Source organism: Pseudomonas sp. QE6 (assembly GCF_041379005.1).
Taxonomy (GTDB): Bacteria; Pseudomonadota; Gammaproteobacteria; order Pseudomonadales; family Pseudomonadaceae; genus Pseudomonas.
On sequence record NZ_CP166873.1, the window covers coordinates 1,101,358 to 1,113,923 of the forward strand.

12 protein-coding genes are annotated in these 12,566 nt (G+C 67.2%); 7 read left to right on the plus strand and 5 right to left on the minus strand.

Going from position 1 to position 12,566, the window contains the following annotated elements; all coding sequences use genetic code 11:
- Positions 1 to 75: 75 nt before the first annotated feature.
- The 6 genes from doeA (at position 76) to ACAW63_RS04980 (ending at position 6,633) form a co-directional block, all read left to right on the plus strand.
- Positions 76 to 1,266 carry an ectoine hydrolase DoeA gene (doeA, locus tag ACAW63_RS04955; protein WP_371232069.1) on the plus strand — a complete coding sequence of 397 codons (1,191 nt, stop codon included), beginning with the start codon at positions 76 to 78 and terminating at the stop codon, positions 1,264 to 1,266.
- Positions 1,267 to 1,270: 4 nt separating this feature from the next.
- Entirely contained in the window at positions 1,271 to 2,275 is a 1,005-nt protein-coding gene (gene doeB, locus ACAW63_RS04960; protein WP_371232070.1) for a N(2)-acetyl-L-2,4-diaminobutanoate deacetylase DoeB, read from the plus strand.
- 13 nt (positions 2,276 to 2,288) lie between these two features.
- Positions 2,289 to 2,777, plus strand: coding sequence for an Lrp/AsnC family transcriptional regulator (locus ACAW63_RS04965; protein ID WP_371232071.1), 489 nt, complete (start codon positions 2,289 to 2,291; stop codon positions 2,775 to 2,777).
- A 216-nt stretch (positions 2,778 to 2,993) separates the two neighbouring features.
- On the plus strand, positions 2,994 to 3,644 hold the full coding sequence (locus ACAW63_RS04970; RefSeq protein WP_371232073.1) for a 7-cyano-7-deazaguanine/7-aminomethyl-7-deazaguanine transporter: 651 nt from the start codon (positions 2,994 to 2,996) through the stop codon (positions 3,642 to 3,644).
- A 135-nt stretch (positions 3,645 to 3,779) separates the two neighbouring features.
- Positions 3,780 to 5,237 carry an NAD-dependent succinate-semialdehyde dehydrogenase gene (locus tag ACAW63_RS04975; protein WP_371232075.1) on the plus strand — a complete coding sequence of 486 codons (1,458 nt, stop codon included), beginning with the start codon at positions 3,780 to 3,782 and terminating at the stop codon, positions 5,235 to 5,237.
- A 16-nt stretch (positions 5,238 to 5,253) separates the two neighbouring features.
- Entirely contained in the window at positions 5,254 to 6,633 is a 1,380-nt protein-coding gene (locus ACAW63_RS04980; protein WP_371232077.1) for an aspartate aminotransferase family protein, read from the plus strand.
- Positions 6,634 to 6,781: 148 nt separating this feature from the next.
- On the opposite strand, the gene ACAW63_RS04985 is transcribed toward ACAW63_RS04980, so the two are convergent.
- Genes ACAW63_RS04985 through def form a run of 5 tightly spaced genes read right to left on the minus strand, consistent with a single transcriptional unit; the run spans position 6,782 to position 11,345 of the window.
- Entirely contained in the window at positions 6,782 to 7,099 is a 318-nt protein-coding gene (locus ACAW63_RS04985) for a tetratricopeptide repeat protein (RefSeq protein ID WP_343575986.1), read from the minus strand.
- A gap of 14 nt (positions 7,100 to 7,113) precedes the next feature.
- Positions 7,114 to 8,487: a Trk system potassium transporter TrkA gene (gene trkA, locus ACAW63_RS04990; RefSeq protein WP_275609475.1), complete on the minus strand. Its 1,374-nt coding sequence runs from the start codon at positions 8,485 to 8,487 to the stop codon at positions 7,114 to 7,116.
- Positions 8,488 to 8,532: 45 nt separating this feature from the next.
- A complete protein-coding gene (rsmB, locus tag ACAW63_RS04995) occupies positions 8,533 to 9,843 on the minus strand; it encodes a 16S rRNA (cytosine(967)-C(5))-methyltransferase RsmB (protein WP_371232080.1) in 1,311 nt (436 codons plus the stop codon).
- The gene (gene fmt / locus ACAW63_RS05000; RefSeq protein ID WP_371232082.1) at positions 9,840 to 10,784 is read right to left on the minus strand and encodes a methionyl-tRNA formyltransferase; all 945 of its coding nucleotides are present in this window, start codon (positions 10,782 to 10,784) and stop codon (positions 9,840 to 9,842) included. The genes rsmB and fmt overlap by 4 nt, the downstream gene beginning before the upstream one ends.
- 54 nt (positions 10,785 to 10,838) lie before the next feature.
- The gene (def, locus tag ACAW63_RS05005) at positions 10,839 to 11,345 is read right to left on the minus strand and encodes a peptide deformylase (protein WP_207884848.1); all 507 of its coding nucleotides are present in this window, start codon (positions 11,343 to 11,345) and stop codon (positions 10,839 to 10,841) included.
- Between the two features lie 138 nt (positions 11,346 to 11,483).
- Between def and ACAW63_RS05010 the strand changes: the two genes are divergently transcribed.
- Entirely contained in the window at positions 11,484 to 12,509 is a 1,026-nt protein-coding gene (locus ACAW63_RS05010) for a LysM peptidoglycan-binding domain-containing protein (protein ID WP_371232084.1), read from the plus strand.
- Positions 12,510 to 12,566: the final 57 nt, after the last annotated feature.

A 12,566-nucleotide genomic window follows, 5' to 3' on the forward strand; every position in this document is an offset into this window, starting at 1 on the left:
TGGGCGGGTTCGCGAGCAAGAACTAGGCGTCCCCCTCGCTCCTACAAAAAACAAAAACCGAAAGAGGATTTCCGCATGTCCGAAATCGTCGTCAACCTCCCCTTCAGCCGGGAGGAATATGCCCAGCGGATCGCCAAGGTCCGCGCCAGCATGCTTGAGCGCGGCATCGAGCTGCTGCTGGTCACCGACCCGTCGAACATGGCCTGGCTCACCGGCTACGACGGCTGGTCCTTCTACGTGCACCAGTGCGTGCTGCTGGCGCTGGACGGCGAGCCGGTCTGGTTCGGCCGTGGCCAGGACGCCAACGGCGCGCGGCGCACCGTGTTCATGCAGGCGGACAACATCGTCGGCTACCCCGACCACTACGTGCAGTCCACCGAGCGCCACCCGATGGACTACCTGTCCCGCGAGGTCATCGCCGCGCGCGGCTGGGCGGGCCGGACCCTCGGCGTGGAGATGGACAACTACTACTTCAGCGCCGCCGCCTTCCGCTCGTTGCAGGCCAACCTGCCGAACGCCAGGTTCGTCGACGCCACCGCCCTGGTGAACTGGCAGCGCGCCGTGAAATCCCCGCGCGAGATCGAGTACATGCGTGTCGCCGCGCGCATCGTCGAGAAGATGCATGCGCACATCGTCGAGCGCATCGAACCGGGCATGCGCAAGAACGAACTGGTCGCCGAGATCTACAGCACCGGTATCCTCGGTGCCGACGGCCACGGCGGCGACTATCCGGCCATCGTCCCGCTGCTGCCCACTGGCGCCGACGCCAGCGCACCCCACCTGACCTGGGACGACACGCCCTTCGAGCGCGGCGCCGGCACCTTCTTCGAGATCGCCGGCTGCTACAAGCGCTACCACTGCCCGCTGTCGCGCACCGTGTTCCTCGGCACGCCGCCGCAGCATTTCCTCGACGCGGAAAAGGCCGTGGTCGAAGGCATCGCCGCCGGCCTCGACGCGGCCAAGCCGGGCAACACCACAGGTGACATCGCCCGCGCCTTCTTCGGCGTGCTGGAGAAATTCGGCATCCACAAGGACAGCCGCTGCGGCTACCCCATCGGTATCAGCTACCCGCCGGACTGGGGCGAACGCACCATGAGCCTGCGCCCGAGCGACAACAGCGTGCTCGAACCGGGCATGACCTTCCACTTCATGCCCGGCCTGTGGATGGACGACTGGGGCCTGGAGATCACCGAAAGCATCTTCATCACCGAGCGCGGCGTGGAGACCTTCTGCGACTACCCGCGCCAGTTGTTCGTGAAGGAGTAAGGCAATGACACAGGCTTTGCGCGAAAACCCCATCTCCGCCAGCGTCGATTTCCAGCGCGACGGCGTGCAGCACGGCCACCTCAAGCTGCCCTACTCGCGGGACGATTCGGCCTGGGGCGCGGTGATGATCCCCATCTGCGTGGTGAAGAACGGCGACGGCCCCACTGCGCTGCTTACCGGCGGCAACCACGGCGACGAGTACGAAGGGCCGGTGGCGCTCAGCCGCCTGGCCCAGGAGCTGCGCGCCGAGGACGTGCGCGGCCGGGTGATCATCGTGCCGTTCATGAACACCCCGGCGTTCCTCGCCGGCAAGCGCACCTCGCCCATCGACGCCGGCAACCTCAACCGCAGCTTCCCCGGCCGCCCCGACGGCACGGTAACGCAGAAGATCGCCGACTACTTCCAGCGCACCCTGCTGCCGCTGGCGGACGTGGTGCTGGATATCCACTCCGGCGGGCGGACGCTGGACTTCCTGCCCTTCGCCGCCTGCCACGTGCTGCCGGACAAGGCCCAGCAGGAAGCGAGCGAGGCGCTGATGCGCGCCTTCGCCGCGCCCTATGCCATGCGCATGCTGGAACTGGACGCGGTGGGCATGTACGACACCGCCGCCGAGGAACAGGGCAAGCTGTTCGTCACCACCGAACTGGGTGGCGGCGGCAGCAGCACGGCGCGCAGCGTGGCCATCGCCTGGCGCGGCGTGCGCAACGTGCTGGTGCAGGCCGGCATCCTGCGCGGCAAGGTCGAGCCGGCGAAGTCGGTGATGCTCGACATGCCCGATGGTGACTGCTTCGTCGCCAGCGAACATGGTGGGTTGCTCGAGATGTGCCGCGACCTGGGCGACCGGGTCGAACGCGGCGAGGTGCTGGCGCGGGTGCACGACGTGCTGCGTACCGGAGCAGCGCCGGTGGAGTATTGCGCCAAGCGCAGCGGCATCCTCGCCGCGCGGCATTTCCCCGGGCTGGTGCAGATCGGCGACACCCTTGCGGTGGTCGCCGAGGTTTTGGACTGAACGGGAGCCCGCCATGATCAAGCTCGACCGCTACGACCTGAAGATCCTGCGCATCCTCGCCGGCGACGGGCGCATCACCAAGTCGAGCCTGGCCGAGGCGATCAACCTCTCGGTCAGCCCGGCCTGGGAGCGCGTGCGCAAGCTGGAGGAGGCCGGGCTGATCAAGGGGTACCGCGCACAGATCGACTGGCCGGCGCTGTTCAGGCAGCAGCAGGTGCTGGTGGAAATCACCCTGGCGCGCCACACCGCGCAGGACATGAAGCGCTTCGAGCAGCGCCTGCAACAGGCGCCGGAGGTGGGCTTCTGCTACGCCACCGGCGGTGGGGTGGACTACATCGCGATGATCCAGGCGCGCGACATCGACCACTACCAGCGCTTCATCGACCAGCTGCTGCTGGAGGACGTGGGCATCGAGCGGTATTTCACCTACATCGTCACCAAGGTGATCAAGACGCTGGATGCGGCGATTCCCGCTGAGGCGCAGGAGGGCTGCTCTTCGTAGGAGCGAGCTTGCTCGCGAACAAATTCCCGACGACGTTGGCGTGAGGCGGTTCGCGAGCAAGCTCGCTCCTACAGGTGCCTCGGGCGCCGTGCCGGAGCTGAACAAAAAACACCCAAAAAATCCTGACTTCAGGGTCCGATTCGTATACAATGCGCGCCGCTCGGCATGGTGCCGGGCATGGGTTCCCTCACCCCATCGACGAAAAAGGCCCGAAGCATGTCGGCATCCCTTCCGGCGGCAAGGCGCGGCGCACTCGCCGGCCTGGTCGCGTTCCACATCCTGATCATCATCGCCAGCAACTACCTGGTGCAGCTGCCAATGACCCTCTTTGGCTGGCACACCACCTGGGGCGCGTTCAGCTTCCCATTCATCTTCCTGGCCACCGACCTCACCGTCCGCCTGCTCGGCAAGCGCCCGGCGCGGCTGGTCATCGCGCGGGTGATGATCCCGGCGCTGCTGGCCTCCTACGTGATCTCGGTGATCTTCCAGGAAGGCGCCTTCAGAGGCTTCGCATCGCTGGGCGAATTCAACACCTTCGTCGCGCGGATTTCCCTGGCCAGCTTCCTGGCCTACGTGTTCGGCCAGGTCCTCGACATCCAGGTCTTCGACCGCCTGCGTCGCCTGCGCCAGTGGTGGATCGCCCCGGTGGTCTCGACCCTGTTCGGCAACCTGCTGGATACCTTCACCTTCTTCTCCATCGCCTTCTGGCACAGCGACAACCCCTTCATGGCTGAGCACTGGGTGGAGATCGCCTGGGTCGACTACGGCGTGAAGCTGGCGGTCATGCTGATGCTCTTCGTGCCGCTCTACGGCATGCTGCTCAGCGCCATTACCCGCAATCTGCGGCGCCAACCCGCGGCCATCTGAGCCCACCCGAAAAAGCCCAACAGCGGCGGCAGAACTGCAAAAAGATTTGCCGCCGCCGTCCCCCGCTTAGGAAAAAACCGTGCGCCCGCGGCCCCTAGGATGGTTCCCATGCCATCCGCATGAGGAGCCGCCGCCATGTCCTACGCCCATCCCCTGCTGTTCAAGTCGCTCTGCTACGTGAACGGCCATTGGCTGCACAGCGCCAGCGGCGCCAGCATCGCCGTCGACAACCCCGCCACCGGCGAAGCGATCGGCCATGTGCCGCTGCTCGACCGCGAGCAGATCGTCGGTGCCGTCGATGCGGCCGCCGCCGCCTTTCCCGCCTGGCGTGCACGCAGCCTGGATGACCGTGGCGCGCTGCTGCGCCGCTGGGCCGAGCTGATCCGCCAGCACCGCGACGACCTCGCGCAGATCCTCAGCCTGGAACAGGGCAAGCCGCTGGCCGAAGCCCTCGGCGAGATCGACTACGCCGCCAGCTTCATCCCCTGGTTCGCCGAGGAAGCGCGCCGCCTGAACGGCCGCAACATCCCCAGCCACATTCCCGGCGCGCACCTGGGCACGGTGGTCGAACCCGTTGGCGTCGCCGCGCTGCTGACGCCGTGGAACTTCCCTTCCGCGATGATCACCCGCAAGGCCGCCGCCGCGCTCGCCGCCGGCTGCACCGCGGTGGTCAAGCCGGCCCACGAGACGCCCTACTCCGCCTTTGCCCTGGCGCAACTGGCCGATGAGGCCGGCTTCCCCGCCGGTGTGTTCAACGTCGTGCTCGGCGAGCCGCAGATGGCCATGGAAACCCTGGTCGGCGACAGCCGCGTGCGCGCCGTGAGCTTCACCGGCTCGACCCGCGTAGGGAAGCTCGTGCTGCAAGCGGCCGCCCAGGACGTGAAGAAGGTCGCCCTGGAACTGGGCGGCAACGCGCCCTTCATCGTGCTGCCCGACGCCGATCTGGAGCAGGCGGTGAAGTTCGCCATCGACGCCAAGTTCCAGACCTCCGGGCAGGACTGCTGCGCGGCCAACCGCATCCTGGTCGCCCGCGAACTCTACGAACCCTTCCTGCAACGCTTCGCCCGCGCCGTGCGTGAACTGCGCGTCGGCCCGGCCAGCGACTCGCGCAGCCAGATCGGCCCGCTGATGCACCAGGGCGCCTTCGACGTCACCTGCGAGCGCGTGCAGGACGCCATCGCCCAGGGCGCGCGCCTGCTCGCCGGCGGTGAACCCCATGCGCTGGGCGGTTGGTTCCACCAGCCAACCGTGCTGGCCGACGTCACCCCGCAGATGCGCATCTGGCGCGAGGAAAACTTCGCGCCGATTGCCGGCGTCAGCGCCTACGACGACCTGGACGAAGCCGTCCGGCAGGCCAACGACACCGAGTACGGCCTGGCCGCCTACCTTTGTGGGCAACGCCTGGATCACATCTGGCCGCTGATGCGGCGCCTGGAGTTCGCCATGGTGGCGGTCAACGGCGCCAAGTTCACCGGCCACCCCATTCCCTTCGGCGGCATGAAGGCTTCGGGCCTCGGCCGCGAGGGCGGCAGCGAGGGCTTCGAACCCTTCGTCGAAACCAAGTACTTCGCCTTGCACCACGGCGCCATCTGACCGGGAGACCACCGCCATGACCGAATACGCCAAGCTGTTCGAAGACGACCGCGCGCACTTCATGCACCCCTCGACCCACGCCCACGATCACGCCAGCGGCACGTTGCCGGGGCGGATCATCACCGGCGCCAGCGGCGTGCACATCCGGGATCACCAGGGCCGCGAGCTGCTGGACGCCTTCGCCGGCCTCTACTGCGTGAACATCGGCTACGGCCGCACCGAAGTGGCCGACGCCATCCATGAGCAGGCCAGGCAGCTGGCCTACTACCACACCTACGTGGGGCACTCCTCCGAGGCGATCATCGAGCTGTCCGCGCGGATCATCCGCGACTGGGCGCCGGCGGGCATGAAGAAGGTCTACTACGGCCTCTCCGGCTCCGATGCCAACGAAACCCAGGTCAAGCTGGTGCGCTACTACAACAACGTGCTGGGCCGGCCGCAGAAGAAAAAGATCATCTCCCGCCAGCGCGGCTACCACGGCTCGGGCATCGTCACCGGCAGCCTCACCGGGCTGGCGAGCTTCCACCAGCACTTCGACCTGCCGGTGGAAGGCGTCAAGCATACGCTCTGCCCGCACTTCTACAAGGCGCCGGCCGGCATGGACGAGGTGGCCTTCGTCCGCCACTGTGCCCAGGAGCTGGAGAACCTGATCCTCGCCGAAGGCCCGGACAGCGTGGCCGCGTTCATCGGCGAGCCGGTGATGGGCACCGGCGGCATCATCGTCCCGCCCAAGGGCTACTGGGAGGCGATCCAGGCGGTGCTGGCGAAGTACGACGTGCTGCTGATCGCCGATGAAGTGGTCTGCGCCTTCGGCCGCCTCGGCGACAGGATGGGCAGCCAGCGCTACGGCATGCGCCCGGACCTGATCACCACGGCCAAGGGCCTGACCAGCGCCTACGCGCCGCTGTCGGCGGTGATCGTCGGCGAGAAGGTGTGGGACGTGATCGACAGCGCGTCGACCCGCGAAGGCGCCATGGGCCACGGCTGGACCTACTCCGGCCACCCGATCTGCGCGGCGGCGGCATTGGCCAACCTGGACATCCTCGAGCGGGAGAACATCACCGCCAACGCGGCGGAGGTCGGCGGCTACCTCAATCACCAGCTGCGCCAGACCTTCGAAGGTCATCCGCTGGTGGGCGAGGTGCGTGGCGACGGCATGCTGGCGGCGCTGGAATTCATGGCCGACCGCGAGGCGCGCACGCCGTTCGACCCGGCGCTGAAGGTCGGCCCGAAGGTCTCGGCGGCCTGCCTGGAACGCGGCATGATCGCCCGCGCCATGCCCCACGGCGACATCCTCGGCTTCGCCCCACCGCTGGTGCTGACCCGCGCCGAGGCGGACGAGATCGTCGGCATCGCCAAGGCGGCGGTGGATGCGGTGGCGGCCGAAGTTCTTTAACGCGCGGCCTGCTTTTCTGTAGGAGCGAGCTTGCTCGCGGACACCTGGCACCAGCTCCGGTGTCATGCGGTTCGCGAGCAAGGGCGAGGCGCCCCCTCGGTCCTACAAGTAATCTCGCCCTTCGAGGCTGGCGGATGACAAAGGGCGCTTACGCGCCCTTGGTCTTGTCCAGCTTGCGCAGGAACACCGTCATCTCCTTCTCCGCCTGCTTGTCGCCATGGGCCTGGGCGGCGGCCAGGCCGTCGGTCCAGGCGGCGCGGGCGCCGTCCAGGTCGCCCTCGGCCTGCAGCGCCTTGCCCAGCAGCTTCCAGGCGGCGGAGTACTTCGGGTCCTGCTCCACGCAGCGGCGCAGGTGCTCGGCGGCTTTCGCCGCGTCGCCGGCATCCAGGTAACCCTTGCCCAGGCCGAAGCGCAGCAGCGGGTTGTCCACGCCCTTGGCGAGCATCTTTTCCAGGCCTTCGAGCATGTCGGGGCTCCTTCTCAGAAGAACGTCAGACCGGCCTGGAACAGCCGCTCGACGTCACGGATGCGCTTCTTGTCCACCACGAAGAGGATCACGTGGTCACCGGTTTCGATCACCGTCTCGCCGTGGGCGATCAGCACGTCGTCGTCGCGGATCACCGCACCAATGGTGGTGCCCGGCGGCAGGTGCACGTCACTGATCTTGCGGCCGATCACCTTGCTCGACTTGGCGTCGCCGTGGGCGACCACCTCGATGGCCTCCGCCGCGCCCCGGCGCAGCGAGTGCACGCTCTCGATGTCGCCGCGGCGCACGTGGGTCAGCAGGGTGCCGATGGTGGCCAGCTGCGGGCTGATGGCGATGTCGATGTCGCCGCTCTGCACCAGGTCCACGTAGGCGGGGTTGTTGATCAGCGTCATCACCTTGCGCGCGCCCAGGCGCTTGGCCAGCAGCGAGGACATGATGTTCGCCTCGTCGTCGTTGGTCAGGGCGAGGAACAGGTCGGTGTCGCCGATGTTCTCTTCCAGCAGCAGGTCGCGGTCGGAGGCGCTGCCCTGGAGCACGATGGTGCTGTCCAGGTGGTCGGACAGGTGCCGGCAGCGCGCCGGGTTCATCTCGATGATCTTCACCTGGTAGCGGCTTTCGATGGCCTCGGCCAGGCGCTCGCCGATGTTGCCGCCGCCGGCGATGATGATTCGCTTGTAGCTGTCTTCCAGGCGGCGCATCTCGCCCATCACCGCTCGGATATGGGCCTTGGCGGCGATGAAGAACACCTCGTCGTCGGCCTCGATCACCGTGTCGCCCTGGGGAATGATCGGCCGGTTGCGTCGATAGATCGCCGCCACGCGGGTATCGGCGTTGGGCATGTGCTCGCGCAGCTGGCGTAGCTCCTGGCCCACCAGCGGGCCGCCATAGTAGGCGCGGATGCCCACCAGCTGCGCCTTGCCTTCGGCGAAGTCGATCACCTGCAGGGCGCCGGGATATTCCACCAGGCGCTTGATGTAGTTGGTCACCACCTGCTCGGGGCTGATCAGCACGTCCACCGGGATCGCTTCGTTGTCGAACAGCCCGGCGCGGGTCAGGTAGGCCGCCTCGCGCACACGGGCGATGCGCGTCGGGGTGTTGAACAGGGTATAGGCGACCTGGCAGGCCACCATGTTCACTTCGTCGCTGTTGGTCACCGCCACCAGCATGTCCGCGTCGTCGGCGCCGGCCTGGCGCAGCACGGTGGGGAACGAGGCCTTGCCCTGGACGGTGCGGATGTCGAGGCGGTCGTTGAGGTCGCGCAGGCGTTCGCCGTCGGTGTCGACCACGGTGATGTCGTTGGCTTCGCTGGCCAGGTGCTCGGCCAGAGTGCCGCCGACCTGGCCGGCGCCGAGGATGATGATCTTCATGGAGCGGGGTGCTTTCCGTTTCGATCCGTTGGGAGTCGGCGCCTGTTACTTCGCCGAAATCTTGATCAGCTTGGCATAGTAGAAGCCGTCATGCCCGCCTTGCTGCGGCAGTAGCTGGCGACCGTACGGCTGCTTGATGCCCCAGGGGCCGGGCAGGTCCAGCTCGCGCGCGCCGGGGGTGCGACCGAGGAACGCGGCGATCTGCTCGCTGTTTTCCCGGGGCATCACCGAGCAGGTCGCATAGACCAGCACGCCGCCGACTTCGAGGGTTGCCCACAGGGCATCGAGCAGTTCGCCCTGCAGTTGCGCCAGCGCTTCGATGTCCTCGGCGGTGCGGGTCAGCTTGATGTCCGGATGGCGGCGGATCACCCCGGTGGCGGAACAGGGGGCATCCAGCAGGATGCGCTGGAATGGCTTGCCGTCCCACCATTTGGCCGTGTCGCGGGCGTCGGCGGCGAACAATTGGGCATCCAGCTGCAGGCGCGCGAGGTTCTCGCGAACGCGCACCAGGCGGCTCTCTTCCAGGTCCACGGCGACCACGCCGGCCAGCGCGGGCTCGGCTTCCATCAGGTGGCAGGTCTTGCCGCCGGGGGCGCAGCAGGCGTCCAGCACGCGCTGGTTGGGCGCCAGTTCCAGCAGGTCGGCGGCCAGTTGCGCGGCTTCGTCCTGCACGCTGACGCGGCCTTCGGCGAAGCCTGGCAGCTCGCGCACGTCGCAGGGCTGCACGAGGTTGATGCCGTCGCGGCTGAACTCGCAGGCCACGGCTTCGAAGCCCACGCGGTTGAGCTCTTCCAGATAGGCATCGCGGCTGCCGTGGCGGCGGTTCACCCGCAGGGTCATCGGCGGGTGGGCGTTGTTGGCGGCGCAGATGGCTTCGAACTGCTCGGGCCAGGATTTCTTCAGGGCCTTCTGCAGCCAGCGCGGATGCGCCAGGCGCGCGGCCGGGTCCTTGTCGACTTCGGCCAGCAGGGTTTCGCTCTCGCGCTGGGCGCGGCGCAGCACGGCGTTGAGCAGGCCCTTGGCCCAGGGCTTCTTCAGCTTGTCCGCGCAGCCGACGGTCTCGCCGATGGCCGCGTGCGGCGGAATGCGGGTGTAGAGCAACTGGTACAAGCCGACCAGCAGCAGCGCCTCGACGTCGCGGTCACCAGCCTTGAACGGCTTCTGCAGCAGGCGCGCGGCGAGGGTGGACAGGCGTGGCTGCCAGCGGGCGGCGCCGAACGCCAGCTCCTGCACCAGGCCGCGATCGCGCGGTTCGACGTTTTCCAGCTGGGTCGGCAGCGAGCTGCCCAGCGAGGCGCGGCCGGCGAGTACGGCGGCCAGGGCGCGGGCCGCCGCCAGACGGGGATTGGTGCTCATGCGCCCAGCACCTGGCCGGCGGCGAATTGCTCGCGGCGGCTGTTGAACAGGTCGGCGAAGGCCAGCGGCTTGCCGCCGGGCAGTTGCAGGCGGGTCAGCAGCAGTGCGCCTTCACCGCAGGCGACCAGCAGGCCGTCGCGGCTGGCGTCGAGGATCCTGCCCGGCTCGCCCTTGCCCTGCGCGGGCTTGGCGCCGAGCACTTTCAGCGCGGCATCGCCCAGGGTGGTGTGGCAGACCGGCCAGGGCGTGAAGGCGCGGATGCGGCGCTCCAGTTCGTCGGCCGGGCGCGACCAGTCGATGCGTGCCTCTTCCTTGTTCAGCTTGTGTGCGTAGGTGGCCAGGGCATCGTCCTGCACTTCGCCCTCGAGCGTGCCGGCGGCGAGACCGGCAATGGCCTCGACCACGGCTTTCGGGCCGAGCTCGGCCAGACGGTCATGCAGGCTGCCGCCAGTATCCTCGGCGGAAATCGGCGTGCTGACCTTGAGCAGCATCGGCCCGGTGTCCAGGCCGGCTTCCATCTGCATCACGGTGACACCGCTTTCGGCATCGCCCGCTTCTACCGCGCGCTGGATCGGCGCGGCGCCGCGCCAGCGCGGCAGCAGCGAGGCGTGGCTGTTGATGCAGCCCAGGCGCGGGATGTCCAGCACCGCCTGCGGCAGGATCAGCCCGTAGGCCACCACCACCATCAGGTCCGGCTTGAGCGCCGCGAGTTCAGCCTGGGCGGCCGGGTCGCGCAGGGTCGGCGGCTGATGCACGGTCAGGCCGTTCTCCAGGGCGAGCTGCTTGACCGGGCTGGGCATCAGCTTCTGGCCGCGGCCGGCCGGACGGTCCGGCTGGGTGTAGACGGCGACGATCTCGTGCGGCGTATCGAGCAGGGCCTTGAGGTGCTCGGCGGCGAATTCCGGGGTGCCGGCGAAGACGATGCGCAGTGCTTGGCTCATATCGGGCTCTTCAAAAAGAAAAGGCTTGCCGGGGCAAGCCTTTGGGGATGGGGGTTACGCCTGTTGCCGATGCTGCTTTTCCAGCTTCTTGCGGATGCGGTCGCGCTTGAGGTTGGACAGGTAATCGACGAACAGCTTGCCGTTCAGGTGATCGCACTCGTGCTGGATGCACACGGCGAGCAGGTCCTCGGCGATTTCCTCGAAGGGCTTGCCGTCGCGATCCAGCGCCTTGATGCGCACGCGCAGGGGACGGTCTACATTTTCGTAGAAGCCGGGAACCGACAGGCAACCTTCCTGGTACGGACCCTTCTCTTCGGTCAGCTCTTCCAGCTCGGGATTGATGAACACGCGCGGCTCGGATTTGTCCTCGGAGAGGTCCATCACGATGATCTGCTTGTGCACGTTCACCTGGGTGGCGGCCAGGCCGATGCCGGGGGCCTCGTACATGGTCTCGAACATGTCGTCGATCAGCTGGCGAACGCTGTCATCGACCTCCGTGACCGGCTTGGCGATCGTGCGCAGGCGCGGATCGGGGAATTCGAGAATGTTCAGAATGGCCATATGCGTTTGTGATGCACTTGTGGAATAAAGTCAAAATCGACTGCTAATATGCTGAGCAGCATCGAAAAACGGCTGGAAAGCGCGGTAGGGGCGGCTTCCAGGCGTTTCATGTGTACACATAATAAAGGGATTCACCGCATGAGGAAAACACTACTCGCCCTGCTGCTGCTGGCCGCAGGCGGGGTGGCTCAAGCTGCCGTGCAGCTCAAGGAAGGCCACCCGGACCGCTATACCGTAGTGAAAGGCGACACCCTCTGGGACATCTCCGGCAAGTTCCTCAGCAAGCCTTGGAAGTGGCCGGAAATCTGGCACGTGAATCCGCAGATCCAGAACCCGCACCTGATCTATCCGGGCGACGTGCTGAGTCTGGTGTACATCGATGGCCAGCCGCGCCTGATGCTCAACCGCGGTGAGTCGCGCGGCACCATCAAGCTGTCGCCGCGGGTGCGCAGCACCCCGATCGCCGAAGCGATCCCGACCATTCCGCTGGACAAGATCAACGCCTTCCTGCTCTCCAACCGCATCGTCGATGACGAATCCGCGTTCACCAGCGCGCCCTATGTGGTCGCTGGCGACCAGGAGAGCGTGATCAGCGGCGCCGGCGATCGCGCCTACGCCCGCGGCAACGCGCTGTCCGAAGAGAACAGCTACGGCATCTTCCGCCAGGCCAAGGTCTACTCCAACCCCGAGACCGGCGAAGTGCTGGGCATCGACGCCATGGACGTCGGCGGTGCCAACGTCACCGCGAAGGAAGGCGACGTCGCGACCCTCCAGCTGACGCGCACCACCCAGGAAGTCCGTCCGGGCGACCGCCTGTTCCCCACCGAGGAGCGCGCGATCACCTCGACCTTCATGCCCAGCGAGCCGACCACCCCGGTCAAGGGCACCATCATCGACGTGCCGCGCGGCGTGACCCAGATCGGCAAGTACGACGTGGTGACCATCGACAAGGGCTCTCGCGACGGTCTGGCCGAAGGCAACGTGCTGGCGATCTACAAGCTGGGCGAAACCGTGCGCGACCGCGTCACCGATGACATGGTTAAGATCCCGGACGAGCGCTCGGGCCTGCTGATGATCTTCCGCACCTACAACCGCCTGAGCTATGGCCTGGTGCTGACCGCCAGCCGTTCGCTGGAAGTGAACGACAAGGTGCAGAACCCCTGAGTTCAGCCCCTGGCTGAAGAAAACCCCGCTTCGGCGGGGTTTTTTATGGGTGTGTTT